The organism is Burkholderia sp. 4M9327F10 (assembly GCF_005503145.1).
Classification (GTDB): domain Bacteria; phylum Pseudomonadota; class Gammaproteobacteria; order Burkholderiales; family Burkholderiaceae; genus Paraburkholderia.
Map to the genome: position 1 here is coordinate 142335 of NZ_SCNV01000011.1, position 25780 is coordinate 168114.

Below are 25780 nucleotides of genomic sequence, written 5' to 3' on the forward strand. Positions count from 1 at the left end.
CGAATCACGGCGCATCCCATAGCGTGGACATCAAGCCGTCACGCCGAATCGCGATGGACCTTATAATCAGCTTATGAAGAATGCAAAGCCCTCCGCGGTCGCCGTAAAAGCCGCCCCCGCAAGAGAAAGCGCGCGCGATAAAACGCGAGCCGCTGTGCACGAGCATCCGCATACCCATGTGGACGATCATGCACACGGCGACGCGCATGACCACGGGCATACTCACGCCGCGTCACCGGAAGCCGCGCTGGTGCTGGCAGAGGAATATTGTCGCGAGCGCGGCGAGAAACTCACGCCGATCCGGCGCAAGGTGCTGGAACTGCTGCTGACCTCGGGACGCGCCACCAAGGCGTATTCGCTGCTGGACGACATGCGCCAGATCCATCCGGGCTCGGCGCCGCCCACGGTGTACCGGGCGCTCGATTTCCTGCTGTCCGCAGGGCTCGTGCACCGGATCGAATCGATCAACGCCTTCACCGTCTGCCACGATCTGACGCAATGTCAGCACGGCATTCTGGTGGTGTGCCAGCAGTGCGGCAACGTGACCGAGCTGCACCAGCCGAAGCTGCGCCAGGCGCTGGTCGCGCAGATCGAAGACGCGGGCTATCGGCTCGCCAGCGAGGAAATCGAGCTGAAGGGCTTGTGCTCCGCGTGCCAGGCGGCTGAAGCAGGCACGGCAGCGGCAGCGGCAGCCGCAGCCGCAGGCGGCAACGCCTGAGAGGCTAGGCGGCCCCGGCCGGCCTTCAATCGGCCCGAATCGGTCCCAACCGGCCTCGATCGGCTTCAACCCGCGGCCTCAACCGGCCGCCTCAACCCGCCGCGCGGGCGTCGATCGCGTCGTGGAGCAAGGCTACCAGTTCGTCCGGCCTGGCCGGTTTGGTCATGAAATGCTGGAAGCCCTCGCCGATGCTGCGCAAGCGGTAGGCGTCGTCGGTATGGCCGGTAAGCGCCACAGCAACGGCCGGTGCATGTTCGCCGCGAATCTCGTGATCGCGAAGCCGCTGGATCAGGTAAAAGCCGTCCATACAGGGCAGCTCGAGATCGCACACCACCGCATCGGGTAACAGGCGGAGCGCCGCTTCGACGCCCTCTTCCGCATCCGCCACTGCGACGACATGCGCACCCTCCGATTCAAGCAACAGCGTCAGCGATTCCCGGCTCTGCGGGTCATCCTCGACGAGCACGATCGTTGCCTGATCGAGTCTCAACACTCCGTTCATATTGCGTTGTTGCTAAAAAGCAGGTTAGGCCCGCAGGTCGGGCCAGATAACGCGGCCATTGTATCGCGCCGATTGCCTCGCGCCATTTAGCCCGGACATTCGACTCCGCACGCTTGCAGTCGATCGCCAGTCGATCAACCGATGTCCGCAAGGTCCGGCTCGGTTTTGCGCGACGAGTTGCAATCCTTCGGTCAGAAAACGTTCAGCCGCGTTCAGCCGCTCCCCATGTAGCACGTGTCATGCCTTGTGGTTCCGGATTGCGGATTCTGCGTCACGGGCCGCTCGCACGGCACCGGCACTACCGCCGCATCTCGCACAAGAAGTGTCACGCAACGTCACAGTGCAAAATCTGCCTGACGCCATGCCATTTTTGCCTGTCTCACTTAGGTGTAAACGATGACTTCAAAGCGTGACGAATTTGCGGGAGAGCGCACTCGCCAGTGCTAAATTTCTTTCCTGGCGAGACGACCGTGGCGTGCATCGGCTGCGATGCTCAATGCCCTTCCACCCGTGAGCCTCACGGACTCCGGCCGATCGCGACAACGACAATGAACCGATCGGACAGACTGTCCGTGGAGGAGCACCCTGCATGAAGATCAAGAAAGCGATCGACCGTATTCCCGGCGGATTGATGCTGGTCCCGCTGCTGCTCGGCGCCTGCGTCCATACCTTCGCACCGCACGCCGGCAAGTTCTTCGGCTCGTTCACCAATGCCCTGATTACCGGCACGCTGCCGATCCTCGCCGTATGGTTCTTCTGCATGGGCGCGAGCATCAGCCTGAAAGCCACCCCCATCGTGCTGCGCAAGAGCGGCGTGCTGGTCGTCACCAAGGTGGCCACGGCGGCCATCGCAGGCGTGATCGCCTCGCACTTCCTGCCGCCGGGCGGCATCACGTCGGGTTTTCTCACCGGGCTGTCGGTGCTCACCGTCATCTGCGTCATGAACGAGACCAACGGCGGCCTGTATATGGCGCTGATGCAGCAATACGGCACGCCGGAAGAAGCGGGCGCATTCTGCCTGATGTCGCTCGAATCGGGGCCTTTCATGACCATGGTCACACTCGGCATTGCCGGGCTTGCCAGCTTTCCGTATGCGACGCTGGCGGGAGCGCTGCTGCCGTTTCTGATCGGCTTCGCGCTCGGCAATCTGGATAGCGAATTGCGGCACTTCTTCGGTCAGGCCGTGGCGGTCATGGTGCCGTTCTTTGCGTTCGCACTCGGTAACAACCTCGATTTTCGCGTCATCCTGAATACTGGGCTGCTGGGTGTGCTGATCGGCGTCTGCGTGATTCTCATCACCGGCACCACGCTCGTGCTGGCCGATATCTTTCTCGCCCGCGGCAATGGCACGGCTGGCATCGGCGCGGCATCGACTGCGGGCGCGGCGGTGGCCGTGCCGCAGATCATCGCCGGCATCGAACCGCGTTACGCTGCGGTCGCGCCCGCAGCGACGGCGCTCGTCGCGACCTCGGTGGTCGTGACCTCGCTGCTTACTCCTATCCTGACCGCCATCTGGGCGCGCCGCTGGGGCGTGCTGTCGGCGAATTACCGGCGCGCCAACCCGGCCCCGAGCGAACCGCTGCCCGATAGTGGCAGACTGGAGCCCAAGCTCAATCCTCCATTGAAGTAAGCCTCTTTCCAACCCGACCAGAACCGATCTCACGATGCACGAACTCGACCCTGTTACGCTCGAAGCCCTCCGCCATGTCAGCACGGCCACGCTGACCACCCAGCTTTTCAAGCGCGGCCTGCGCAACACCTTCATGCAGGGCGTTGCGCCGCTTGCCGGGCACACCGGCCCCAACCTCGTGGGGCCCGCGTTCACGCTGCGCAATATCCCCTCGCGCGAAGATATCGACGTGCTCGAACTGTTTGCGAATCCCGAGTACGCGCAGCGCAAATGCGTCGAAACGATTCCGGCCGGCCATGTGCTCGTGCAGGACTGCCGCGGCGAGCGCAACAGCGCCTCGTTCGGCTCGATTCTCACGCAGCGCCTGCAGGTGCGCGGCGTGGCCGGCATGGTGTCGGACGGGCCGGTGCGCGACAGCACGACCATCGCCGCACTCGGCCTGCCGGTGTTCTGCGCCGGAGCGAGCGCGCCGCCGAATCTGATCCGCCATCACGCAATCGATATCAACGTACCGATCGGCTGCGGCGGCGTCGCCGTATTTCCCGGCGATGTGATCGTCGGCGACGCGGACGGCATCGTTGTGGTGCCGCGCGAGATGGCCGCCGAGGTCGCGCAAGCGGCCGCCGAGCAGGAGCAACTGGAAGAATTTCTGACCGAACGCATTCGCGCAGGCGCCGCTTTGCCCGGCACCTATCCGCCCAACGAGGCGACCCGGGCTGCGTATGACGAGTGGAAAAAGAACCGCTCAAGCTGACACTGTGCTTTCGCTGCGGTGAGGGCCGGTGTGGCCCTCGCCGCAGCGCGACCTTTCCACATGTTTCCAGACGTTACCGATCAGCCAGGCAGATTTCATCTGCCAACAACCCGCCCGATACGCCCCTTGTAATCTGGACCGTCACGAAGTCCATGCCTTAGGCAATTGAGCTTACAGGCGCGCCTGCCTCCATCCTTCCAGTCCTTCCAGACACTTCCCCCTTGTAACACTGTGCAACATCTGCGCGTTGCTACGCGCATTCCGGCCGGATTTAATGATCGCGACCCCTTATGTTGTGGCACACGCCGCGACCATGGGCGCGGCCCCGATCCTCCCACACGATCCTGGCCAGTCGCTGGCGGCCCCTCACCCCGCTGCGTCTTTCTTCATCTTCACGGTTGCCGTTTCGGTGAGACAAATTGCCTGATACACAAGATCGCAGCGGCGTCCCCGACGCTCCCCACGAACCCCCAACGGCCGCCGTCGACTCCACGGCGCCGATCGGCGAGGACGAGGTCGCTGCACTGACGCAGGCAGCCCTTCACAGCACGCCCCTGTTCATTCGTCGTCAGGCCCTCACGCAAAGCGGCAACGCGGTTTTCCGGGTGCAACTGGTCGACGGCCGCAGCGTAGCGGTGCGCATGAATCGCCGCAACGGCGCATTCGGCTTCACCCGTCACAACCTCGATGCCTTGCGCAAGCTGGGACTCCCGGTGCCGCAGGTGCTGGCGTCCGGCGCCATGCCGCAAGGCGGCGGGTTCATCATGCTCGAGTGGGTGCCGGGACATGATCTGCAGTACGAACTTGCGCAGATGTCCGAAGCGCAGATGACACTGCTGGCGCAGACGGTGACGGACTATCAGCACCGCGTAGCCAGCCTGCCGCAAAGCAACGGCTTCGGCTGGGCGCCGATCGGCCGGAACGCCAACTCGGCGCGCTGGACCGACCTGTTCGGCGCGCCGTCGAACGACGTGCCGGCAGCCGACGCGCCGGCCATCGACCATGTGCGGGCCCGCTTGCGCGCGGTGCGGCTCGCCGTCGAACCGTATTTCGACGCGCTGCGGCCCACCTGCTTCCTCGACGACCTGACGATCAAGAACGTCATGGTCGAGCATGGCGCGCTATGCGGCATCATCGATGTCGATTTTGTCTGCTATGGCGATCCGCTGATGGCGATTGGCACGACGCTCGCCCATATCGCCGCCGACGTGGGCCACGCCGGCGATTTCTATGGTGAAGAACTGATCCGCTGCGCGGCTCCCACAGCCGACGCACTGCGCGCGATCCATTTCTATAACGCCCTCTGGACGACCGGCTTTCTGTCCGCTGCGCAAGCTGCGGGAGAAGCCAGCCGGGCCGAAGAACTCCTGCCGCTCGTGGACAGCGCGCTGCGCCTCGCCGAAGCCTGCTGAAACTCTCGCCGGATCATGAGCGAGGGGGCCATACGCGCCAGCCCCCCTGTCCGCCGTGACTGCCTGCAACTGCGTGCTAGCTTTTTTCCGGCCGCACAGCCAAACCATTGACCAGCAGCGCCACCGCATGACGGGCAATATCGTCCGGCGTCAGGCTGCGCCGCACCGGGTCGTTGCGCCACATCTTGGAGGTGGCAAGCGGCAGGATGGTCAGGCCGAGCAGCGTCAGAAACACCAGCGACGGCTCCAGGTCCGTGTTGAGGCGCCCCTCTTTCTGCCACTGTTCGATCCGCGCAAGCGAGGCCTTGTGGTGGGAATGGCCGAAGCGTTCGTGCATGCGCTGGCGTAACAGACCGCCCTCGCTGATCACTTCGCGCACCCACAGCGCCGGAAACCACGGATTCTCCACTGCTACCTTTACCAGGCCGCGTGCAAGCTGCGTAACGGCCGCTACCGGGTCGTCCGGATACGCCTCGAACGGCCCCCCCATGGCTGTGCGCAACGGCAGAAAACGCTCGTCGATCAGCACATCGAGCAACTGGTCGCGCGTCTTGAAGTAGTAGTGAACCATCGCCGACGTGACGCCGGCCTCCCGCGCGATCGCGCCCAGCGTCGTATCGACGATGCCCTGGCGCGCAAACAGTTCGAGCGCCGCATCGAGCAGGCGGGCGCGCTGCTCCGGGCCGCGTGCGCTGCCCGACGGCCTGCCGGGGCGGCGCGGCGGGACGGCTTCATTCACAAGGGCCTTGGCGGCCGGCGCCTTCTTTACCCCGGCGCTCTTGCGTTTGCCTGCCGTGGCCGGAGGGTCGGCGCGCTTCGCGCTCCCCTCGCCACCTTGTCCCGTCTCGCCCGAGCGGCGGCGGCCCGCCGTTTTCAGCGGACGCGGATCGGACGGTGCCGACGGTGCCGACGGTGCAGTAGCCATTTGCTTTCCATTTGACGAATCGTGAGATGTCGCATATATTAATCTCCGAGTTAATTAATTTCAATACCTCTTCTCTCTCCGATCACAGGCCGCCCAGTCCATGGATCAACCCACCACTACCGTGAGCGAACTCGCGAGTGCTCCCCAGCACCCGCCCATTCGCCTCCTGTTCCCAGCCCTGCTGCTGGTGATGCTGCTCGCCGCGCTCGACCAGACTATCGTCTCTACCGCGCTGCCCACCATCGTCGGTGATCTGGGCGGGCTCAACAACCTGTCCTGGGTCGTCACCGCCTACCTGCTGACCTCCACCATCGTCGTGCCGCTGTATGGCAAGTTCGGCGACCTGTTCGGCCGCAAGATCGTGCTGCAGGCGGCCATCGTGCTGTTCCTCGCCGGTTCGGCGTTATGCGGCATCGCGCAGAACATGACCCAGTTGATCCTGCTGCGCGCGCTGCAAGGTCTCGGCGGCGGCGGCCTGCTGGTGGTGACCATGGCGGCAATTGCCGACGTGATTCCGCCCGCCGAGCGTGGCCGCTTCCAGGGTGTGTTCGGCGGCGTGTTCGGTCTCGCCACGGTAATCGGTCCGCTGCTCGGCGGCTTTCTGGTCGAGCATCTGTCGTGGCGCTGGATCTTCTATATCAACCTGCCGCTCGGCATCGTCGCACTGGCGGTGATCGGCGCCGTGTTCAAGCCGCACACGGCCCATATCAGGCACACCATCGACTACATGGGCGCGGCCTTTCTCGCCGGGGCGCTCACCTGCATCATCCTGTTCACGAGCCAGGGCGGCACGATCCTGCCATGGTCGTCGCCGCAACTGTGGTGCACGCTGATCATGGGCCTCGTCTGCATTGCCGGCTTCATCTACGAAGAACGGATCGCGGCCGAACCCATCATGCCCCTCGAGCTGTTCCGCCAGCGCACGTTTTTGCTGAGCAGCCTGATCGGTTTCATCATCGGCGTTTCGCTGTTCGGCTCGGTCACGTTCATTCCGCTCTACCTGCAGGTCGTCAAGGGATCGACGCCTTCGGAGGCCGGCATGCAGATGCTGCCAATGATGGGTGGGCTGCTGGTGATGTCGGTGATCACCGGGCGCATCATCAGCAAGATCGGCAAATACCGCATGTTCCCGATCGGCGGCACCTTCCTCGTGTGCGTAGCGATGATACTGCTGGCCCGGTTGCAGATTTCCACGCCGATTCATGTGATGTATCTCTACATGGGCATCCTGGGTCTCGGCCTCGGCATGGTGATGCAAGTGCTGATTCTTGCTGTACAGAACACGGTGGAATTCAGGCATATGGGTGTCGCGACTTCGGGCGCCACGCTGTTTCGTTCAATTGGCGGTTCCGTAGGTGTCGCGGCCTTCGGCGCGGTGTTTTCGAACGGGCTCGCCGCACGTCTGCAAACCTTGATTCCACCGGACACCGAATTACCGCGCTCGCTTGGACCTGCAGTGATTCACCAGTTGCCCGCTGCACTGCGCGACGACTATCTGCAGGCGTTTGCCGGCGCCTTGCATACGGTGTATCTCTCGGCCGCGTGTGTCGTTGTGCTGGCGTTCGCGCTCGCCTGGCTGCTGAAGGATCATCCGTTGCGCAAGCATTGAAATCCGCGTTTCGCGAGGCCGCATCTCCATGCGGCGTTGCGCGAAGCGTTTCATCCGATCAATCTGCCGGCCGGCGCCTGCGGGCGCGCGCTCGCCGGCAATGTGCAAAAAATCTCCCTTCCGTTCGTTCTGCCGACAGGTGCAGCATTTCGCTCTGCCGCGAATGTGTCGTCGCACACGCGGTAGGGGCGAACGTCGATTGACGTTCACTGCGAAAGCTCACATATTGTTCATGGCGGCGCCGCAATTTTTCAGCGTTGCACGCGCTGCTCTCCAGCGCATGTGGATCGCAATTCGTGCAGCGGCAAGAGGCTGCCTCGACCACGATCCGGAGCATGCCGTAACGGCATAGCCTATCGCAGGTGGGTCACAGCATGTCCACCCAGAGTACTTCAGGCCAAAGCTTCCCGGCGCCATGCCAGCGCTGCGGCGGAGCGCTGTATCAGCCAGCCGACCTGTGCCCTTACTGCGGTGCGCCCCATCCGCTCGCCGCCCCCGCTCACGCACGCTTTCCGGGCGCCGCGGGAGCGCTGCACCGGCCGCTTCCCGCGGATAGCCACGGCGATCCGGCTGGGCCGAATCTCGCCTCGCCGGATACGCCGATTCCTCCGCTCAGCCATCTGCCGCTCGGCTCGGCGCTGACCTCGCGCTGGCTGCTCACACGCGGCCTGATCGCGCTTGGCGTCGTCATACTAGGTTATGGCGCATATTCACTGCTAGGCGATCACCACGCTGCTCCATCCGCATACGATGAGCAGGACACCAAATCAACGACCGGCACAATCGCCCCGTACACACCACAGCCCGCCGCACCTGGCGGGACCGGCACGCACGCCGCCAGCCGCCCGGCCGCGACTGCGCCGGCGGTGGTTCAGGCGGCCGTCGTGCCGCATTACCACGACCTCTCCGAAAGCCTGCATGCAGCCCGCGCTTACGAAGACGCGCACGATCTGTCCAACGCGCAGGCCGCCGTCAACGCCGCGTTCCTGATGGAACCCGACAGCGCCGACGCGAAAATGATCCAGCACGAACTCACACCGCTCGAGCAACGCCGCGACGCTGCCCTGCAGACCGCGCACGTGTGCATCAAGGACCATTTGTGGAACTGCGTGGAGCATAGCGCGAGCGATGCCCTCGCCGTCGATAGCGGCAGCCCGGAAGCCAGAACGCTGCTGCAGCAGGCGATCGTACAGACCGGCTGGGCGCCGCTCGGCAGCCATAACACGGCGCTCGCGCGCAACCCGACGGTGCCGCAGCCGCCGCCTTCCGCGCAAGCGGCGCCCGTCGTTACTGAAAAATCGCCAAACCCGGCGCCCGGCAGTCTCGACGCACAGGCCCGGGCCATCGCGCAATCGGGCTGGCGCAATGCGCCCGCCTCGGGTGCGCCGCCGGCGCATTGAGCAGGTCCCGATCCAGTCGTTCGAAAGCAGTCCTTAGGCATCTCGCAAGACGCAAGACCTTGAAGTTGCATAACTGATTCGCCGATGCTTCGCGCGGCTCGTCGCGCGAAGCCTGTTCAAACCGGACTGATAGGTGGAAAGACCATGCTCAAGACAATTCTGGCGGGGTGGCTCGGGATGATGCTGGCGTCATCGATCGCGCTGGCCGACTATGCGCACTACAAGATCGTCACCGGTCCCGAACGCGGCACCTACATCCAGATCGGCGCGGATCTCGCGAAATGGGTCGCCGAGCCGGCCGGCATCGGTCTCGATGTGATTGCCTCGAAAGGCTCGGCGGAAAACGTCCAGCGCCTGCGCTTCGAACCGGGCGTGAAGCTCGCACTGGTGCAGTCCGACGTCTATCAGGCCTATGTCGACATGGCCAACGCAGGCAATGCCGACGCAGGCCAGGCGATCCGTCCGTTGCGGCTCATCATGCCGCTCTACGACGAGGAGATCAATTTCGTGGTGCGGGCCGACTCGCCGCTCAAGACCATCAACGAAATCAAGGACAAGAACATCAGTGTCGGCCTGCTCGGCAGCGGCACGGCGCAGTCCGCCAACACGATTTATCACCTGATGTTCGGTGAGCCGATTGCCGATCAGAACGCCCAGCACCTGAGCAACGAGGACGCGCTTGCCGCGCTGATCGTCAAGAAAGTCGATGTGGCGGTGATCGTGGTCGGCCAGCCCGCCAAGCTGTTTACCGACATGAACCCGGAGTTGCTGCAGCAGCTCCGCCTGCTGCGGGTCGATCCCAACGCGCCCGAAACGGCGCGTGCGAAGCAGACCTATTTCCCGGCGATCATTCACACGGCCAGCTATCCGAACTGGCTGAAAGACGATGTGCCGACCTTCACGGTGAAGGCCTTTCTGGTCACGTATGACTACGGCTTGCGCGATACGGTCGTCAATCTCGATCGCTTCGCAGACTCGCTATGCACCAATTTCGATAACCTGCAGGAGCACGGCCATCCCAAGTGGAAGCAGGTGAAGATGGAATTGCCGAGTCTCGGCAAAGGGTGGCAATACTATGCGCCGGTGGAAAAACATCTGCGTGCATGCGTTGCCCGCCGTACCGCAGGAATGACGAACGCGGCTCCCGCGGAAACCGCCGACAAGGTGCAGCCGAAATCGAATTGCTCGGATGAGGCGCGTGTGCTGATGCTGTGCAAGTGAATGCGGTTGCTGCGCTCGCGCCCCAGCGCGGCTGCCGCACTCACCGCCCGTTACATCACGCGTGCGTCTGCGCGAGGTCCATGGCGCGCAGCAACGCCTCGTAGGCCTTCGGCCGGTTGCACTGGGAGACATTAAAGCGCAGGTACCCCGCCGCCGACTGCGCGACGCTGAACACATTGCCCGGCGCCAGCACGACGTTGTCGGCCAGCGCGTGGCGGGCAATCTCGCTTGCGTCCAGCTCACCCGGCAGCCGCGCCCAGACGAACATGCCGGCGCGCGGCCGGGTCCACACTTCCAGCCCCGCTTGAGTCAGACGGCGGATGGTTTCGCCCATCGCGTCGGCGAGCTTCGCCCTCAGCCCTTCGAGATGCCGCCGGTAGGTACCGTCCACCAGCAGGCGATGCACGACGCTTGCCGCCAGTTGCCCATTGCCGAAGGTGGTCGCGAGCTTCAGGTCGACCAGCGGCTCGATCCAGTCCGCGCGTGCCGCAATGTAACCGCAGCGCACTGCCGCCGACAGTGTCTTCGAAAAACTCCCGATCGACACCACGCGTGCGAGCCCGTCGAATGCGGCAAGGCGAGGTGCGGCCTCGTCCTCGAAGTCGGCAAAGATGTCGTCCTCGACGATCAGCAGGTTGTGCTCGCCGGCCAGCTTCAGCAGACGATGCGCCACCGCTGGCGCGAGCGTTGCGCCGGTGGGATTGTGGATGGCCGAGTTGGTCACATAGAGGCGTGGACGATGCTCGGCAAGCGCCCGCTCGAAGGCGGCGAGATCCGGCCCGTTCGGTGTATAGGGCACGCTCACGATGCGGGCGCGGTGAGCGCGCAGCAAGGCCTGAAAGTTGAAGTAGCACGGATCGTCGATCAGCACGGTGTCGCCCGGTTCGAGCAGGAAGCGGCATACGAGGTCGAGCGCGTGCGTGCCGCCGTCGGTCAGGACGATCTGCTCGGGCGGCGCATCGACGCCATGCTGGGCAAGCCGCCAGGCGAGTTGCTGACGCAGCGCGGGCAAGCCAGGCGGTGTGGCGTAGTCGGCGAGCGGCGCGTGCAGATCGCGTGCCACCGCGCGCAACGCCCGCCGCACGCCGTCCTCCGGCAGCCAGGCCGCAGGTAGCCAGCCGCAACCGGGCTTCAGCACCTTCTGCCCCGCTTCGAGCGACTGCCGCGTGAGCCAGAGCGGGTCGACCGCCCGGTCGAGGCGCGGCCCGAGATCGGCCAGCGCGAGCGGCGGTGCATGGCCAGAGACGAAAAACCCGGAGCCGCGCCGCGCGACGATCGCACCTTCCGCGACGAGCCGTTCGTAGGCCTCGACCACCGTCGATTTCGACACGCCGAGCGTTTCCGTCATGACGCGGATCGACGGCACACGTGCCCCCGGCATCAGCGCGCGGCTCGCGATGCGCTCGCGCAAGGCGTCCATCACGACCTCGACCCGGGTACGCGGCACGCCCGGGTCGTCCGCATTGTTGCGATTGTTTCTGCTTGCATCCGCCATCTGTACTGCTCCAGGTTCGGTACAGTTTGCATGAATTGTACTGATCCGTAGCTTACACTTTTGGCCGGAGCGGAGGATGCTGGGCGTTTTATCCCGCTTATGGAATTCTCGATGCAAACGTCCACCAACGGCCAGGCCGCGAACGCTCGGGCCGCCAACGGCTGGCTCAGCGGCCTGCTAGGCGTGCTGATCTTCAGCGGCTCGCTGCCGGCCACCCGGATCGCCGTGCAGGGGCTCGATCCGATCTTCCTGACCGTCGCCCGCGCGACCATCGCAGGCACGCTCGGGCTCATCCTGCTGCTGGTGTTTCGCGAGACTCGCCCGGCCCGGCGCGACCTGGTGCCGCTTGTGGTCGTCGCACTCGGCGTGGTGGTCGGCTTTCCCTTGCTGACCGCACTGGCCCTGCGCCATATCACGTCGGCGCATGCGGTCGTGTTCATCGGTCTGCTGCCGCTCTCGACAGCGATCTTCGGCGTGCTGCGCGGCGGCGAGCGTCCGCAAGCGGCGTTCTGGCTGTTTTCAGCGCTCGGCAGTTGCGCGGTCATCGCCTTCGCGGTGCGCAACGGGGTCAACGCGTCGCCGCTCGGCGACACGTTGATGCTGGCCGCAATCGTCGTCTGCGGGCTCGGCTATGCGGAAGGCGCGCGGCTCTCACGGCGCCTCGGCGGCTGGCAGGTGATCTCGTGGGCGCTGGTGTTGTCGCTGCCGGTGATGCTGCCGCTCACGTGGTGGGCGTGGCCCGCGTCGTTCGAAGGGGTCAGTCAGGCTGCGCTGTGGGGGCTCGCCTATGTGTCGCTCTTCAGCATGCTGATCGGCTTCGTGTTCTGGTATCGCGGCCTCGCGTTGGGCGGCATCGCCAGCGTCGGACAACTGCAGTTGCTGCAGCCCTTCTTTGGGCTGGTGCTGGCAGGCGTGCTGCTGCACGAACAGGTGCCGCCGGTGATGATCGTCGTTACGGTGATCGTGGTGGCCTGCGTGGCAGGGGCAAGACGGTTTGCCCGAACGGTGCCGGTGCGGCAACGAGCCGGCTAGCAGCGTGCAGGCGGGCGCGCAGGTAGGCGCGCAGGTAGGCGAGATGATCCGCTCGCATCTCTGTCCCTGCCAACGCGCGGCTTACCGCCTCTCGCTGCCGCCGCTAACGGCTGCCGCCCCAGGCAGCCGCAATCTCCACCGCCCTAAGCGGCGGTACTCGCCGCCGCCAGCGCGTCGCCACCGAGGTAGGCATCGCGAATCCGCTCGTCGCCGAGCAGCGCGCTCGCCTCGCCCTGCAGCACGACGCGGCCGGTTTGCAGCACATAGCCGTAGTGCGCAATCTCCAGCGCAAGGCTAGCGTTCTGCTCGACCATGAAGAACGTCACGCCTTGCTGGTTGATGGTGTGGATCAGCTCCAGCACCTTGTCGACGTACAACGGCGACAGGCCCATGGTCGGCTCGTCCATGCAGATCAGCTTCGGGCGGCTCATCAGCGCGCGCGCCATGGCCAGCATCTGCTGTTCGCCGCCTGAGAGGGTTCCGGCGCGCTGCGTGAGACGCTCCTTCACGCGCGGAAACAGTCCCAGCACCCGCTCATAGTCCTCGCCGATTGCCGCGCGGTCGCGGCGCGTATAGGCGCCCATCAGCAGGTTTTCGCGCACCGTCATGTCACCGAACAGCCGGCGCGCCTCCGGCACCGAGCCAACCCCACGGCGCACGATCTGCGGCGTGGCGAGCGCGGTGATCGGCTCGCCCTCGAACGTGATATTGCCTGAGCGCGGCTTGTGCAGACCCAGGATGAGTTTCATCGTGGTCGACTTGCCGCTCGCGTTGCCGCCGAGCAGGCTGACAATCTGCCCGCGCCGCACTTCGAAGTTGACGTCGAAATGAACCTGGACCGGACCGTAAAACGTCTCGATGTGCTCGAGTTTTAGCAGTGTTTCGCTCATGGCCGTGCTTCCTGCAGTTCAATCCTGGGCACGCCCGAGGGCTGCGCCGCCGCGCCGCCGACATTGCGGTGTCCCAGATACGCTTCGATCACGCGCGGATCGTTGCGCACGTCGCGCGGCAGACCCTCGGCGATCTTCTTGCCGTTGTCGAGCACGATCACGCGATCTGACAGTTGCATCACCATGTCGAGCTTGTGCTCGATCAGCAGGATGGTCAGGCCGCGCTCCTTCAGTTGCTGGATCAGTACCAGCATCTCGGCGGTCTCGGATTCGTTCATGCCGGCGGTGGGTTCGTCGAGCAGCAGAAGGCGTGGATGCAAAGCCAGCGCCCGGGCAATTTCGACGCGCCGCCGGTTCGCATACGACAGGCTGTGGGCCGGTTGATCGAGACGTGGCAGCAGCCGCTCGCCGAAACCCGCGACGATCTCGCGCACCTCGGCGCGCAAGGCCTCGTCCTCGCGGCGCAGTGAGGCCGGACCCAGCAGTGCGCGCAGCAGCTCGGCGATTGCGCCGACCACCGGCCAGCCGGCGCGGGTGGCGCGCAACCGGGAATGAGCGCCCACCAGCACGTTATCGAGCACGCTCAGGTTGCCGAACACGCGTCCGTGCTGAAACGTGCGCGCAAGGCCAAGCCCTGCGAGCACATCCGGCCGCACGCCGGTGACATCGCGCCCGTCGAACTGCACGCTGCCGCCATCGGGCGTATCCAGGCCGGTGATCAGGTTGAACAGCGTCGACTTGCCCGCGCCGTTTGGGCCGATCACGCTCACGAGTTGCCCCGCGGCAATCGACAGGTCGATCTGGTCCACCGCGGTCAGGCCGTCGAAACGCCGCGTCACGCCGCGCACGTCGAGAAGATTCTGGGTCATGGCCGTCTCCGTCATACCGTGCCGAGCAGGCCCTGCGGCCGGAAGCGCACCAGCAGCAACAGCACGACACCGTAAATCAGCATGCGGTAGTCCGCGGCCCAGCGGAAAATCTCCGGCAGCCCGATCAGCGCCACCGCGCCGACAATACCGCCCAGCACATTGCCGAGGCCACCGAGAATCACCATGGTCAGCGCCAGAATGGAGACTTGCGAGTCGAAGGTGGTGTTGTTGATGTAGCTGTACAGATGCGCGGAGATGCCGCCGCTGATGCCCGCGGCAAGGCCGCCGAAAGCGAACGCCATGGCCTTGTAGCGATTCGGGCGAATGCCGTACGAGCGCGCCGCCACTTCGTCTTCGCGGATCGCCCGTAGCGTGCGGCCCAGGTGCGAGCCGAGCAGGCGCGTCTGCAGCAGCGCGAGCACGATCAGCACCGCAAGTGCAAACCAGTAGACGGCGCGTGCGCTATCGGGCGCCCAGCCGAACAGCGAGAGCGGCGCAATGCCGCTGATGCCGAGCGGCCCGCGCGTCAGGCTATCCCAGTTGAGAATCACAAGGCTCACCACCTCGCCGATCCCGAGCGTCGCAATCGACACATAATGCCCGCGCAAGCGGAACGCCGGATACACCAGCAAGGTGCCGAGCGCAGCGGTAATCAGCCCGGCGCAGAGTATCGTCACAGCCGGCGACCAACCGAGGTGCAGCGACAGCAAGGCTGAAGCATACGCACCGATCAGCAGCAGCGCCGCGTGGCCCAGCGAGATCTGCCCGACGGTTCCCGCCACCAGCGTCAGGCTCAGCGCCAGCATTCCGTACAACCAGGCATTGGTGAGGGTTTGCAGGAGATAAGACGACGGCGCGGCAAACGGCAGCACAATCGCCACCAGCGCGAGCGCCGCAGCGACTGGGCGTGGCACCCGCAGCGCCTTCCCCGCCGCGAGGAAGGTCCCGGTCAACGGCTCGGACGGCAAACGGCGGCTGCGGCTGAAGAGGCCATTGGGACGCCACACCAGAAACACCAGCAGCAGGACGAACGCGAACAGATCGCGATAGCTGGTGCCGAAGATCGCCACGCCGTAGCTCTCGACGAGACCCAGCAACAGGCTGCCCACGATCGCCCCCGGCACGTTGCCAAGACCGCCGATCAGCAGCGCGACCACGCCCTTGAGGGTGGCCTGAAAACCCATCGCCGGATCGATGCTGTTGTAGTACATGCCCACCAGCAAGCCGCTCACCCCACCCAACGCGCAGGCAATGGCAAACACCGCCTGGTTCACGCCATTCACGTTGACGCCCATTTGCTGGGCGGCGTCGCGATCCTGTGCGGTCGCGCGCACGGCCCAGCCGAGCCGCGTGAAACGCAGGAATACATACAGCACCGCTGCCGCGCTGATGCCGATGCCGGCGATCAGCAGGTCCAGCGAACCGATTGTCGCGCCGCCGATACTCACGTGCCAGTCGGGCAGCGTGCTCGGCACGGCACGCGGGTCCGCGCCGAAGATCAACTGCGCGGACTGGTCGAGCACGAAGCTGATGCCGATAGTGGCGAGCAAGGGCGCGATGCGCGCCGAGCCTTGCAGCGGCCGCAGACCGATCCGCTCGATCACGATCCCCAGCAGCGCGCAGCCCACCGCCACCACCAGCAGGGCAAGCGGCAAGGGCAAGCCGAGGTGCGTGAGACACAGCCAGCCGATAAAGCCGCCGATCATATACACCGAGCCGTGCGCAAAATTGATCAGATGCGACACGCCGAAGATCAACGCCAGACCGACCGCCAGCAACGCATAGATGTTGCCGACAATCAGTCCGTTGATCGTGTAGTCAAGCCAGGACGCCATAGCGATTCATCCGGTGAAACATGCAGCCATGCAGGCGTTATTTCGATGCCAGGACCGGCTTCACGCCATCCCACTGCGTGAACTGATTGTCCTTGACGACCAGGTAGACGCTCGTCGCCCCCGCCACGCGGCGCGTCTGCGGATCGAATTTCATCTGGCCGAAGATCAGGCTCGGCACGTCATGGATCTGGCTCAGCCCGTCGTGCACCGCCTGGCGCGTCACGCCGTAGCGGCGCAGCAGTTCCGCCGAGAGGATCATGGCGTCGTAGGCGCGCGCCGCGAACGTGTCGGGATCGGCATGATATTTCGCGCGGTAGCGCTGCACGAAGTCCTGCACTTGCGCACGCTTGTCACCGGGGAAGAAATTCGATTCGGTGTACACACCGTTTACCGCTTCCCCGCCTAGTTCGAGGAATTTCGGCGAATAGATCGAGCCCACCGCGGCAATCGGCTGGTTCAAACCGGACGAGCGCGCCTGACGCACGATCTGCGCACCGTCCGCATAGTACGAAATCAGCACGATCGAATCGGGTTTCGCTTCGTTCACGCGCACGAGCGTGGCGCGGAAGTCCTTTTCGTTCGGCTGATAACCTTCGGCCTCGACGACCTGTGCGCCGTTTTCGGCGGCGGCCTTGGCGAAAATGTCCTTGCTGGTACGGCCCCAGTCCGTGTTCAGATACAGCACCGCAATGCGCTTGAAGCCGAGATCCTTCGTCGCATAGCGCGCGAGCAACGGCTGCTCTTCGGCCTGGCTCAATGCCGTGCTCCACATATAGTCGCCGCCCTTCGTGAAGTCAGGGTGCGAGTTGGTGAAACCGAATTGCACGAGCTTGCCTCGCTGATAGATCGGCGAGGCGGCCATCGAGGTGGTGCTCGACAGGTCGCCCAGTTCCAGCAGAATGCGCGAGTCGCCGACAAACTTCTGCGCAATCGAAACGGCTTGCCCCGGATCGCCGCGGCTATCCTCGAAGTCATACGCGAGCGGGCGGCCCTTGATGCCGCCCTGGCTGTTGATCTGCTCCAGCGCGAGATCGAAACCGCGCTTCCATTGCGTGCCGTATTGCCCGTCCTGCCCCGTCAGCGGACCGCTCACGCCGACCAGATACGGCTCGCCGCTTGCCTCGGCAGCGTGCGCTGCGGTACTCGCCGCGAAACCCGTGATACCCCATGCCGCAGCAATCAGCGGCAGTGCCCTGAGCGTACGCAACCACGTGTTGCGCGTCTGCTCTTTTACGTCCTTCATGGTGCCCTCAGCGATCGTCTTCAAAGTGCGGCCATGAAACCATGCTGAATTCCGGCGAACCAACGAAGTTTTGGGAATATGGTTATCACGTTGCAGGGCAAAGGGACCGGCATGTCGCACGCGGAGGACAAGGTGATTCAACAACCGGCGCCACGTCGCCCTGCCCAAGCGATTGATAAGACTCAATTTTTTTGGCACACGAGCAACCGTGGCGCGGAAAAATTCTCGCCGCTTCAGCAGCGCCCGGCGATTCGCTTCGCATTTTTTCCACTGTCGATATCGAAATTGATTATATAAATCACGCATTCAGACGCCCCTACAATGCGCAAACAGAATGGCTTGGGCGACTCATGGAGCTACATCAACTCGAAGCGTTTTCGGCGGTCATGTCGGCCGGCAGCATCACCGGTGCCGGCCGCTTGCTGGAGCGTTCGCAACCGGCGGTCACGCGGCAGATCCAGGAGCTGGAGGCGGATCTTGGCTACGCGCTGTTCAACCGCAACGGACCGCGTGTCACGCCGACGCATCGCGCCTTTCTGCTGTACGAGGAGGTGGAGCGCTCGCTGATCGGCCTGAAGACCATCGAGCAACGGGCTCGCGCGATTGGGCTAGGCGAAGCGGAACCCGTCCGTATTGCCGCCACGGCTGCGCTGGCTGCCGCGATCGTGCCCGGCGCAATTGCCGCCGTCCCCGCTGACGAGAAGGTTGCGCAGTTTCAGTTGCGCAGTCTCTCGGCCGAGCACATCGTGCATGAAGTGCTCACGCGCACCGCCGATATCGGCCTCGTGACCTTGCCCGTCGGCCACGCGGGGATCGACGTTCACTGGATCGCCGAGGCGCCGTGCGTGGCGGTATTTCCGGCGGACGATCCGCTCGCGGCACAACCGCGCATTGCCCTGCGCGATCTGGCGCAACGGCGCATCGTGACCGTGGCGAATCGCTACCGTCTGCGTCATCGGATCGACGCCGCGTTCGCCGCCGCGCGCATTCAGGCCGAGGTGTTTCTGGAAACCAATGCATCGTTGAACGCCGTGATGGCGGCCCGCGCGGGAACAGGTGTCGCAATCGTCGATCCGGCGACGGGTCTCGGACTCGCCATCGAAGGTGTGGTCGCCCGTCCGCTCGAAAGCGTGATTCCGTTTTACTTTGGCGCCGTCACGCCGGCGGGCAAGCCGCGCCGCCCGGCTGTCGACGCCCTGTTGCAAGCCATTCAGGACGCGACGCTCGCCTTGCTCGAAGGTGTCGTGCTGCACGACGCCGGCCAGCACGACGCGCTGCTGCAGCGCGAATTGCGTGTATCCCGCGCCCGTCCGAAAAATCTGGAGATTCCTGCATGACGTCACTCGACGCTCTCGAACACCGTCTGCGCGAAGACCTGCGCTGGCTCGAACTGCCGCCCGCGTCATGGGTGCCGCCGCGTTTCGTGGACTCGGAGCGTGTTCTCGACGTCGCGATCATCGGCGGCGGCATGGCTGGCCTCACCGCATCAGCGGAACTGCGCTGGCTCGGCATCGACAATCAGCAGATATTCGACCGTGCGCCGACCGGCGGCGAAGGTCCGTGGGTCACCTACGCGCGCATGGAAACGCTGCGCTCGCCGAAGGTGCTCACCGGCCCTGCACTGCGCCTGCCGGCGCTGACGTTCCGCGCCTGGTACGAGGCGCAATTCGGGCGCCCGGCATGGGAGGCGCTCTACAAGATACCCCGCACGCAGTGGATGGACTATCTGCGCTGGTATCGCAAGGTGCTGGCGTTGCCGGTGCAAAACCACACCGAACTCGTCGCGCTGCGTCCCCGCGACGACGGCCTGCTCGCGCTCGATCTGAACACGCAGGGCACGCAGCGCACCGTGCTGGCGCGGCATGTGGTACTCGCCACCGGCCGCGACGGCCTGGGCGGCCCTTATGTGCCTGCGTTCGCGCAGCGTGTTGCGCCCCACCTGCGGGCCCATTCCGCCGATGCCATCGATTTCGCGGCGCTACGCGGCAAGCGCGTCGGCGTGGTCGGCGCAGGGGCGTCCGCCTTCGACAACGCGGCCACGGCGCTGGAAACAGGCGCGGCCAGCGTCGACCTGTTTATCCGCCGCAACGACATTCCGCGTATCAACAAACTGACCGGTATCGGCAGTCCGGGGCTCGTGCACGGCTTCGCCGATCTCGACGACGCCACGAAATGGCGCTTCCTGCACTATTCGCTTGCCTCGCAAACCCCGCCGCCGCGCGACAGCGTGCTGCGTGTTTCGCGCCATGAGAGCGCGCGCTTTCACCTCGGCAGTCCCATCGTTGCCCTGAAAGAGCACGCGGATACGCTCGAAGTGACCACGCCGAAAGGCCTCTACAACCTCGACTTCCTGATCTTCGCGACAGGCTTTCATTCGGATATCTCGACGCGCCCCGAGTTCGCCCCCTTCGCTTCGTATGTGCGCCGCTGGAAGGACCGCTATCGTGCCGATCCCGCGTTGCCGATGGACGAACTCGCGGAGTCGCCCGACCTCGGGGCAGCCTACGTGTTTCAGGAGCGCGAACCCGGCACCTGCGCCGCGCTTGCGCAGATTCACTGCTTCAATCATGCGGCGAGCCTGAGTCACGGCAAGCTGTCGGGCGACATTCCGGCCATCAGCGAAGGCGCGCAGCGTCTCGCGCGTGGCATCGCCAGCCGTCTGTTCGACGCGGACCGCGAGTGGCATTACGAAGCGCTGCTCGCCTTTTCGACCGCTGAACTGCAAGGCGACGAATGGACTGACGCTGACGCAGCGCCGTTTGCAGAATCGAATCCCGCGGTGCCGCTGGATCAGCAGGATTGAGTCTGCACAGCGGATGTGCGGACTGTGCTTCGCACGCCTGAATTTCCATTGAAACAAAACGGAGCCGCCATGGCTGAGCTTTCCTCTTCCTCCAGGCCCTCGCACGACACGATCGACGTGCTGGCCGGCCTGCGCGCCGATCATGCGATTACCGCTATCCGGCACGCCCGCGACAAGGTCGTGACCCACACCCAGCGCAGCGAAGAAGCGCTGTTCGACCCGGCACTGCCGGACCTGTCGTTGCGTGAGCGCCTGTTTGCCGCGTGGTACGTCGCGCGCCTGTCACGCGCTGACGAACTGGCCGATACCTACGCCGGGCGGCTGATCGCCGCGGGCGCCGGCTCGAGCACCCGCACTGCGCCGCTAGCGGACACACTGGCCGCAATCGAAGCAGGCACGCTCGACGCTACGGCCAACGCCCGTCTGATCGCAATCCTCGCGCACGTGAAGCTGCTCACGCTGACGCCCGTCGAAGCGCGCCCACAACATCTGCGGGCCCTCGAAGAAGCCGGCATTTCGACGCGCGGCATCGTCGCGCTGTCGCAGCTGATTGCGTTCGTCACCTATCAATTGCGTGTCATTGCGGGCGTTAAGGCGCTACGCGACGCATATACCCCGCCGGCGCCTCAGGAGGCAGCATGAGCCAGTCTCACGGTTTTACCTTCGATACGCTGGGCTGGAGCGCATGGCTCGACACGGTACGCCTTGACGAAGCCACGCCCGAGCAGGTCGCCGTCCTCGAAGAGAGCCACCCGAAGGCGAAGACCTCCGACTACTATCTGTTGCTCGTGCAGCAGGCCGAAATCCTGCGGCAACGCTCCGGCGTCTTCAACGCCATCATGTATGCGCCAGGCGGTCTGCCGCGCGCGGAGCGCGAGCTGGCGAGCACCGTGGTCTCGCGTGTCAACGGCTGCGTGTATTGCGCGTCGGTGCATGCGCAACGTTTCGAACAACTGGCCAGGCGCAAGGACGCCATCGAGCAGGTTTTCGAGGACCCCGCGAGTGCCGGGACAACCGCGCGTGAACGAGCCATCATCAGCTATGCGATCGAGCTGGCCGAGCGTCCCGAAGCCGTGAATGCCGAGGCCATCAGGCAACTCGCAGCGCATGGGCTCAGCGAGCCGGAGATTCTCGACCTGACGCATGCAATTGCGATTTTCGCGTGGGCGAACCGGCTGATGCTGACGCTCGGCGAACCGGTGTTTCCGGCGCAAGACGGCTGAGGGCGCGAGGCAAAACGCGCGGCTATCCCGCGCGTTGCGGTATGCTCACGCGCTCGTTCAGAAGGAGGATTCATGAAGTTTTCAACCTGTCTGGGGTGCGCGGCCCTGCTGTTGTCCGTCGGCACGCATGCGCAAACCTCGCAGACCTTTACGTTCGGCGAAGGCCAGACCACGCCGCATCCGGCGAATGGGGCAAACGCGCGCTCCTCGCAAAGCGCCCAGCCGCAGCACGCCCAGGCTCCGTCCAGGACCAGGCCGGCACATGCGGCCACGCATCACAAACGCCGGCCGCATCACGTGTCCAATCCGGACATCTATTCGCATAGCTGAGCCCGATACGCTGCTGCCTGTGCCCGGCAGACGTGCGCGGTGGCCGCGGAGGCGAACCTGCGCTCACCGCGCACGTCACTCAAGGAATCAGAATCACTGATCCCGTGGTCTGCCCGGTTTCCATCCGACGGTGCGCCTGCTGCGCGTCGTCGAGCGGCAAGCGCTCGCCCACCTCGACGTGCAAGCCAGCCTCGACCCGCGCGAACACCTGCTGCGCCGCCACTCGATAGGCGTCGATGTCCCGCATCATCATCCCCAGCACGCTGGGCCGCGCGAGTGCGATCGAGCGGGCGGGCCCGATCTCGTCCAGCGTAATGGGTTCGATCGCCCCCTCGGCCTCACCGATGCTGGCCACCACGCCGAATGGTTTCACCGCACCGAGCGTGCGCCGCAAGGTCGCGCCGCCGATGCCGTCAACGGCGAAATCGACGCCTGCTCCGCCGCCGAACTCGCGCGCCGCTTCGACAAAATCCTCGTCGCGATACAGCACCGCCTGATCGAGACCATGCGCGCGCGCCAGCGCCGCCTTGGCGGGCGTGCCGACCGTGCCGATCACCCGCGCGCCCAGCGCCTTCGCCCACTGCACGAGAATCAGCCCGAGGCCGCCTGCTGCGGCATGGACGAGCACCGTGTCGCCCGGTTTGATCTCCCGCACGCGATGCAGCAGCATGTAGCTGGTCGCGCCGCGCAACAGCGCGGCCGCCGCGGTTTCTTCCGGCACGCCGGCAGGCAGGCGCAGCAGCCGTTGGGCAGGCACGTTGCGCAGGTTCGTGTAGCTGCCCATCGGCAGCCCCGCATAGGCGACCCGCTCGCCGATCTGCCAGCCGCTCACCCCGGCGCCGAGCGCCGCCACCACGCCGGCCGCTTCGGCGCCCAGCACGCCAGGCAACTGCGGCAAACGGTGCAGCCCCGTGCGAAAGTAAATGTCGACGAAGTTCACGCCAACCGCCGTCTGCCTGATCTGCACCTCCCCCGCTGCGGGCGGCGGCACGTCTTGCGCGAAGCCGCGCAGCGCACTCGCGTCGCCGTAGGCTTCTATGCCGATCTGATAGGCGCTCTGCTGTCTCATTGCTGCACTCCCTCATTCCGTTAATGGCTGACAAGCGAGTGTAGGTTTCGAGCATAATCGAATGGAATCCCCCATTCATCGTCAACTCCTGTGCAAAATTCGACCGATCTGCCGAAGTCCGTTGCCGCGTTACAGTGGGACGACATCCGCTATTTCCTCTCGGTGGCGCGCGGCGGCAGCCTGTCCGAAGCGGCCCGCACGCTGGGCGTCCAGCATTCGACCGTGGCCCGGCGCATCGACGCCATGGAGCAGGCGCTGGGCGTGCGCCTGTTCGACCGCCTGCCGCGCGGCTGGCCGCTGACCGAGGAAGGCAGCGCGCTGGTGGAACGCGCCGGGCGCATCGAAGAAGAGGCGCACGGCTTCGCGCGGGCCGCACGTGGCGCGCTCACGCTGCACGGCACGGTGCGCCTGTCGGTGCCGCCGGTGTTCGGCAGTCATTTTCTGGTGCCGCGCCTCGCCACGTTCCGGCGCGACTATCCGGCTGTCTTGCTGGACGTGGTGGGCGAAACGCGAGCCGCCAACCTGTTTCGCCGTGAAGCGGACCTCTCGGTACGGCTGTCGCGCCCTCAGGAAGCGGGGCTCGCAGCGCGACGGCTCGGCACGATGCGCTTTGCCTTGTACGGAACCCCCGAATGGGCGTCGCGGCCCTGCGAGCAATGGGAATTCATCGGCTACAACGAAACGCTCGCGGAAGCGCCGCAACAGCAATGGCTCGTGAGCTTCGCGCAGGACCGCCCGTTTGCCCTGGTCGCCAACGATCTCGTCTCGATCCACCGTGCCTGCCAGGCGGGCATGGGCGTTGCACTGCTGCCGCGCTTTATCGTCAATGGCGGCAGCACGTTGCAGCAGATCGCCACGCAGCCGGCCTGCGACGTGGAGCGCGAAATCTGGCTCGCGGTGCACCCGGACGTGCGGCGCTCGCCGCGCGTGCAGGCGGTGGCCGAGGCACTGGCAGAGGCCGTGCGCGATGCGGACGATGCGATATAGCGCGGCCAGCGTGATAGCGGGGATACGCCCGCGCCATTTTTGAGCCGCTTCAATTCCACGCGAACCAAAGGCATAGTGAAATGTTTCCGGAGCAACTCCGGACACCCCGGACACCCCGGGCACCCTTGGGCAACAACAGGAACACCTATGAGCAGCGTCACACCGACCGGCACCCATCCGTCAATCGAACCGTCCGCCGCGCCCTTGCTGCGCGACGCGAGCGAAGCCGACTTGCCCGCCATCCAGGCCATCTACGCGCACCACGTGCTGCACGGTGTCGCATCCTTCGAAGAGACGCCGCCATCCGTGGACGACCTGCGCGGGCGCCTCGCATCCGTGTTGAGCCACGGCCTGCCGTACATGGTTGCCGAGATCGACGGCACGATTGCGGGCTATTGCTACGCCACGCCATACCGGCCGCGCGCCGCCTATCGCAATACGATTGAGGATTCGATCTATATCGACAACGCGTTTCGCGGCCGCGGCCTTGGCCGGATCCTGCTCGAAGCGCTGATCGCCCGCTGCGAAACGGGCCCGTGGCGGCAGATGGTGGCGGTGATCGCGGACGGCGGCAGCGGCGGCTCGCTATCGCTGCATCGCAGCCTCGGCTTCGAGCTGGTCGGCACGCTGAAGGCGGTCGGCTTCAAGCACGGGCGCTGGCTCGATACCACGCTGATGCAGCGCACGCTAGGCGTCGGGGATGCGGCCCTGCCGTCGCGTTAAAATCCCCCCATGCCGAAAACGCTCCCCCCTGCCTCCCCCGCGCCTCCTGAGCCGCGCAACGAATACACCGTCGACGAGCTCGCGCGGGTGACGGACAGCACCGTGCGCAACGTGCGCGCCTATCAGGACCGCGGCCTGCTCGCGCCGCCGGAGAAGCGCGGCCGGGTCGGCGTGTACGACGACACTCACGTGTCGCGCCTGAAGCTCATCAACCACCTGCTCGCGCGCGGCTACACGCTCGCCAACATCCAGGACCTGATCATGGCGGTTGACGAAGGTCACGACCTGCGCTCGATTCTCGGTCTGGAAACGGCGATCGGCAGCCGCTGGTCGCACGAGCGTCCGACCCGATATTCGCTGGTTGAATTGCTGCAGATGTTCGGCAACAAGGCTTCGCCCGGTGCGCTATCCAAGGCGGTCGAGCTTGGCCTGCTCGAACGCAAGGGCCTGTCGTTCGTCACCAATAGCCCCACTGCGCTATCGGCGGCTGCGACCATGGCAAACGAGGGCATTGCGCTCAACGACCTGCTGGACGCCGTGCGGATCTCGCGACCGCATTTCAATGCGGTCGCCAAGGCGCTGGTCGACCTGGTGGTGCGCCAGCTCGACCGCTATGAGGCCGACGCCCTGCCGCCGCCCGCCGAGGTGCCGGCGCTCGCCGACGCCATCTGGCGCATCCGGCCGCTGGCGATGGTGCTGGTCGAAACCGAAATGAACCGCGCGCTCGAAGAGGCCTCCGGCGACTATCTGGGCGACCGCGTCGCGGCGATCATGGAAAGGAAGCTCGGCGGCACGCACGCCGGCACGCCGCCCGCCGCGCCGGAGCCGCCGTCTGCTCCTGAGGCCGGGCAGGCCGACGCCGGCCGCGCCGGAGCCGGCCTCGCGCGGCTCGCCGCCGCGGACAAAATCAAAACGAAGAAGTAAGCGTGCGCCTTGCGTGACGGGTGCTGCGCGCATGTCCGTCATATCCAAATCTCCATTGCTTGGTTTGCGCTGCGGCACGTCCATGCGACGATCCTTTGACCGCAGCAGCAACTTCCTTTACGCCGCACCGGCGGACAATGAGGTGAGCACGGCTGCGGCATCGACCGCACGTACGCATGGAGATTT

24 protein-coding genes and 1 pseudogene are annotated in these 25780 nt (G+C 65.3%); 17 read left to right on the forward strand and 8 right to left on the reverse strand.

Features of this window, described 5'->3' with window-relative positions; genetic code table 11:
- Positions 1–73 precede the first annotated feature (73 nt).
- The gene (locus FFS45_RS13690) at positions 74–718 is read left to right on the forward strand and encodes a Fur family transcriptional regulator (RefSeq protein ID WP_137955180.1); all 645 of its coding nucleotides are present in this window, start codon (positions 74–76) and stop codon (positions 716–718) included.
- A gap of 91 nt (positions 719–809) precedes the next feature.
- On the opposite strand, the pseudogene FFS45_RS13695 reads toward FFS45_RS13690, so the two are convergent.
- Positions 810–1266, reverse strand: a pseudogene (locus FFS45_RS13695) (response regulator).
- Between the two features lie 543 nt (positions 1267–1809).
- Between FFS45_RS13695 and kdgT the strand changes: the two are divergent.
- The 3 genes from kdgT (at position 1810) to FFS45_RS13710 (ending at position 5016) form a co-directional block, all read left to right on the forward strand.
- Positions 1810–2850, forward strand: coding sequence for a 2-keto-3-deoxygluconate transporter (gene kdgT / locus FFS45_RS13700; protein WP_137955182.1), 1041 nt, complete (start codon positions 1810–1812; stop codon positions 2848–2850).
- A gap of 34 nt (positions 2851–2884) precedes the next feature.
- Complete coding sequence (locus tag FFS45_RS13705; protein WP_137955183.1) at positions 2885–3604, forward strand: ribonuclease activity regulator RraA; 720 nt, start codon at positions 2885–2887, stop codon at positions 3602–3604.
- A gap of 419 nt (positions 3605–4023) precedes the next feature.
- Positions 4024–5016: a phosphotransferase gene (locus FFS45_RS13710; protein WP_137955184.1), complete on the forward strand. Its 993-nt coding sequence runs from the start codon at positions 4024–4026 to the stop codon at positions 5014–5016.
- A gap of 76 nt (positions 5017–5092) precedes the next feature.
- Here the strand turns inward: FFS45_RS13710 and FFS45_RS13715 are convergent, their stop codons facing one another.
- Positions 5093–5941 carry a TetR/AcrR family transcriptional regulator gene (locus FFS45_RS13715; protein ID WP_137955185.1) on the reverse strand — a complete coding sequence of 283 codons (849 nt, stop codon included), beginning with the start codon at positions 5939–5941 and terminating at the stop codon, positions 5093–5095.
- Positions 5942–6041: 100 nt separating this feature from the next.
- Between FFS45_RS13715 and FFS45_RS13720 the strand changes: the two genes are divergently transcribed.
- From FFS45_RS13720 to FFS45_RS13730, 3 genes are all read left to right on the forward strand, one after another.
- The gene (locus FFS45_RS13720) at positions 6042–7550 is read left to right on the forward strand and encodes an MDR family MFS transporter (protein ID WP_137955186.1); all 1509 of its coding nucleotides are present in this window, start codon (positions 6042–6044) and stop codon (positions 7548–7550) included.
- 374 nt (positions 7551–7924) lie between these two features.
- Complete coding sequence (locus tag FFS45_RS13725; protein ID WP_137955187.1) at positions 7925–8950, forward strand: zinc ribbon domain-containing protein; 1026 nt, start codon at positions 7925–7927, stop codon at positions 8948–8950.
- Between the two features lie 144 nt (positions 8951–9094).
- The gene (locus FFS45_RS13730; RefSeq protein WP_137955188.1) at positions 9095–10171 is read left to right on the forward strand and encodes a TAXI family TRAP transporter solute-binding subunit; all 1077 of its coding nucleotides are present in this window, start codon (positions 9095–9097) and stop codon (positions 10169–10171) included.
- Positions 10172–10226: 55 nt separating this feature from the next.
- Here FFS45_RS13730 and FFS45_RS13735 read toward each other — a convergent pair whose 3' ends face one another.
- Positions 10227–11666 (reverse strand): PLP-dependent aminotransferase family protein, encoded by a 1440-nt coding sequence (locus tag FFS45_RS13735; protein WP_137955189.1) that lies wholly within the window; start codon positions 11664–11666, stop codon positions 10227–10229.
- A gap of 111 nt (positions 11667–11777) precedes the next feature.
- Here FFS45_RS13735 and FFS45_RS13740 point away from each other — a divergent pair, with 111 nt between their 5' ends.
- Entirely contained in the window at positions 11778–12698 is a 921-nt protein-coding gene (locus FFS45_RS13740; RefSeq protein WP_137955190.1) for a DMT family transporter, read from the forward strand.
- A gap of 143 nt (positions 12699–12841) precedes the next feature.
- On the opposite strand, the gene FFS45_RS13745 is transcribed toward FFS45_RS13740, so the two are convergent.
- The 4 genes from FFS45_RS13745 to FFS45_RS13760 are packed head-to-tail and all read right to left on the reverse strand — an operon-like array spanning position 12842 to position 17535.
- Entirely contained in the window at positions 12842–13588 is a 747-nt protein-coding gene (locus FFS45_RS13745; RefSeq protein WP_137955191.1) for an ABC transporter ATP-binding protein, read from the reverse strand.
- On the reverse strand, positions 13585–14457 hold the full coding sequence (locus FFS45_RS13750) for an ABC transporter ATP-binding protein (RefSeq protein ID WP_137955192.1): 873 nt from the start codon (positions 14455–14457) through the stop codon (positions 13585–13587). Before FFS45_RS13750 ends, FFS45_RS13745 begins: the two co-directional genes overlap by 4 nt.
- 11 nt (positions 14458–14468) lie before the next feature.
- Positions 14469–16292 carry an ABC transporter permease gene (locus FFS45_RS13755; protein WP_137955193.1) on the reverse strand — a complete coding sequence of 608 codons (1824 nt, stop codon included), beginning with the start codon at positions 16290–16292 and terminating at the stop codon, positions 14469–14471.
- 37 nt (positions 16293–16329) lie between these two features.
- A complete protein-coding gene (locus FFS45_RS13760; RefSeq protein WP_137955194.1) occupies positions 16330–17535 on the reverse strand; it encodes an ABC transporter substrate-binding protein in 1206 nt (401 codons plus the stop codon).
- Between the two features lie 78 nt (positions 17536–17613).
- Between FFS45_RS13760 and FFS45_RS13765 the strand changes: the two genes are divergently transcribed.
- The 6 genes from FFS45_RS13765 (at position 17614) to FFS45_RS13790 (ending at position 21891) form a co-directional block, all read left to right on the forward strand.
- Entirely contained in the window at positions 17614–17832 is a 219-nt protein-coding gene (locus FFS45_RS13765) for a hypothetical protein (RefSeq protein WP_137955195.1), read from the forward strand.
- Between the two features lie 53 nt (positions 17833–17885).
- Positions 17886–18872, forward strand: coding sequence for a LysR family transcriptional regulator (locus FFS45_RS13770; protein ID WP_137955196.1), 987 nt, complete (start codon positions 17886–17888; stop codon positions 18870–18872).
- Positions 18869–20338, forward strand: coding sequence for an NAD(P)/FAD-dependent oxidoreductase (locus tag FFS45_RS13775; protein WP_137955197.1), 1470 nt, complete (start codon positions 18869–18871; stop codon positions 20336–20338). Before FFS45_RS13770 ends, FFS45_RS13775 begins: the two co-directional genes overlap by 4 nt.
- 69 nt (positions 20339–20407) lie before the next feature.
- The gene (locus tag FFS45_RS13780) at positions 20408–20980 is read left to right on the forward strand and encodes a CMD domain protein (protein WP_137955198.1); all 573 of its coding nucleotides are present in this window, start codon (positions 20408–20410) and stop codon (positions 20978–20980) included.
- Positions 20977–21561 (forward strand): peroxidase-related enzyme, encoded by a 585-nt coding sequence (locus FFS45_RS13785; RefSeq protein WP_137955199.1) that lies wholly within the window; start codon positions 20977–20979, stop codon positions 21559–21561. Before FFS45_RS13780 ends, FFS45_RS13785 begins: the two co-directional genes overlap by 4 nt.
- A 72-nt stretch (positions 21562–21633) precedes the next feature.
- Complete coding sequence (locus tag FFS45_RS13790) at positions 21634–21891, forward strand: hypothetical protein (protein WP_137955200.1); 258 nt, start codon at positions 21634–21636, stop codon at positions 21889–21891.
- Positions 21892–21970: 79 nt separating this feature from the next.
- Here FFS45_RS13790 and FFS45_RS13795 read toward each other — a convergent pair whose 3' ends face one another.
- On the reverse strand, positions 21971–22960 hold the full coding sequence (locus FFS45_RS13795; protein ID WP_137955201.1) for a quinone oxidoreductase: 990 nt from the start codon (positions 22958–22960) through the stop codon (positions 21971–21973).
- Positions 22961–23050: 90 nt separating this feature from the next.
- Here FFS45_RS13795 and FFS45_RS13800 point away from each other — a divergent pair, with 90 nt between their 5' ends.
- From FFS45_RS13800 to FFS45_RS13810, 3 genes are all read left to right on the forward strand, one after another.
- Positions 23051–23947, forward strand: a complete 897-nt coding sequence (locus FFS45_RS13800) for a LysR family transcriptional regulator (protein WP_137955202.1) — start codon at positions 23051–23053, stop codon at positions 23945–23947.
- Between the two features lie 147 nt (positions 23948–24094).
- Positions 24095–24670 carry a GNAT family N-acetyltransferase gene (locus FFS45_RS13805; RefSeq protein WP_137955203.1) on the forward strand — a complete coding sequence of 192 codons (576 nt, stop codon included), beginning with the start codon at positions 24095–24097 and terminating at the stop codon, positions 24668–24670.
- A gap of 9 nt (positions 24671–24679) precedes the next feature.
- Positions 24680–25594 carry a MerR family transcriptional regulator gene (locus FFS45_RS13810; RefSeq protein WP_137955204.1) on the forward strand — a complete coding sequence of 305 codons (915 nt, stop codon included), beginning with the start codon at positions 24680–24682 and terminating at the stop codon, positions 25592–25594.
- The last annotated feature ends 186 nt before the right edge of the window (positions 25595–25780 follow it).

Bases quoted from the DNA above. Each gene is read 5' to 3' on its own strand.
- FFS45_RS13725 (WP_137955187.1), top strand. From the start codon at position 7,925: ATGTCCACCCAGAGTACTTCAGGCCAAAGCTTCCCGGCGCCATGCCAG.
- FFS45_RS13745 (WP_137955191.1), bottom strand. From the start codon at position 13,588: ATGAGCGAAACACTGCTAAAACTCGAGCACATCGAGACGTTTTACGGT.
- kdgT (WP_137955182.1), top strand. From the start codon at position 1,810: ATGAAGATCAAGAAAGCGATCGACCGTATTCCCGGCGGATTGATGCTG.
- FFS45_RS13780 (WP_137955198.1), top strand. From the start codon at position 20,408: ATGGCTGAGCTTTCCTCTTCCTCCAGGCCCTCGCACGACACGATCGAC.
- FFS45_RS13720 (WP_137955186.1), top strand. From the start codon at position 6,042: ATGGATCAACCCACCACTACCGTGAGCGAACTCGCGAGTGCTCCCCAG.
- FFS45_RS13740 (WP_137955190.1), top strand. From the start codon at position 11,778: ATGCAAACGTCCACCAACGGCCAGGCCGCGAACGCTCGGGCCGCCAAC.
- FFS45_RS13755 (WP_137955193.1), bottom strand. From the start codon at position 16,292: ATGGCGTCCTGGCTTGACTACACGATCAACGGACTGATTGTCGGCAAC.
- FFS45_RS13770 (WP_137955196.1), top strand. From the start codon at position 17,886: ATGGAGCTACATCAACTCGAAGCGTTTTCGGCGGTCATGTCGGCCGGC.
- FFS45_RS13705 (WP_137955183.1), top strand. From the start codon at position 2,885: ATGCACGAACTCGACCCTGTTACGCTCGAAGCCCTCCGCCATGTCAGC.
- FFS45_RS13690 (WP_137955180.1), top strand. From the start codon at position 74: ATGAAGAATGCAAAGCCCTCCGCGGTCGCCGTAAAAGCCGCCCCCGCA.
- FFS45_RS13785 (WP_137955199.1), top strand. From the start codon at position 20,977: ATGAGCCAGTCTCACGGTTTTACCTTCGATACGCTGGGCTGGAGCGCA.
- FFS45_RS13810 (WP_137955204.1), top strand. From the start codon at position 24,680: ATGCCGAAAACGCTCCCCCCTGCCTCCCCCGCGCCTCCTGAGCCGCGC.
- FFS45_RS13730 (WP_137955188.1), top strand. From the start codon at position 9,095: ATGCTCAAGACAATTCTGGCGGGGTGGCTCGGGATGATGCTGGCGTCA.
- FFS45_RS13765 (WP_137955195.1), top strand. From the start codon at position 17,614: ATGGTTATCACGTTGCAGGGCAAAGGGACCGGCATGTCGCACGCGGAG.
- FFS45_RS13790 (WP_137955200.1), top strand. From the start codon at position 21,634: ATGAAGTTTTCAACCTGTCTGGGGTGCGCGGCCCTGCTGTTGTCCGTC.
- FFS45_RS13775 (WP_137955197.1), top strand. From the start codon at position 18,869: ATGACGTCACTCGACGCTCTCGAACACCGTCTGCGCGAAGACCTGCGC.
- FFS45_RS13750 (WP_137955192.1), bottom strand. From the start codon at position 14,457: ATGACCCAGAATCTTCTCGACGTGCGCGGCGTGACGCGGCGTTTCGAC.
- FFS45_RS13760 (WP_137955194.1), bottom strand. From the start codon at position 17,535: ATGAAGGACGTAAAAGAGCAGACGCGCAACACGTGGTTGCGTACGCTC.
- FFS45_RS13715 (WP_137955185.1), bottom strand. From the start codon at position 5,941: ATGGCTACTGCACCGTCGGCACCGTCGGCACCGTCCGATCCGCGTCCG.
- FFS45_RS13805 (WP_137955203.1), top strand. From the start codon at position 24,095: ATGAGCAGCGTCACACCGACCGGCACCCATCCGTCAATCGAACCGTCC.
- FFS45_RS13735 (WP_137955189.1), bottom strand. From the start codon at position 11,666: ATGGCGGATGCAAGCAGAAACAATCGCAACAATGCGGACGACCCGGGC.
- FFS45_RS13795 (WP_137955201.1), bottom strand. From the start codon at position 22,960: ATGAGACAGCAGAGCGCCTATCAGATCGGCATAGAAGCCTACGGCGAC.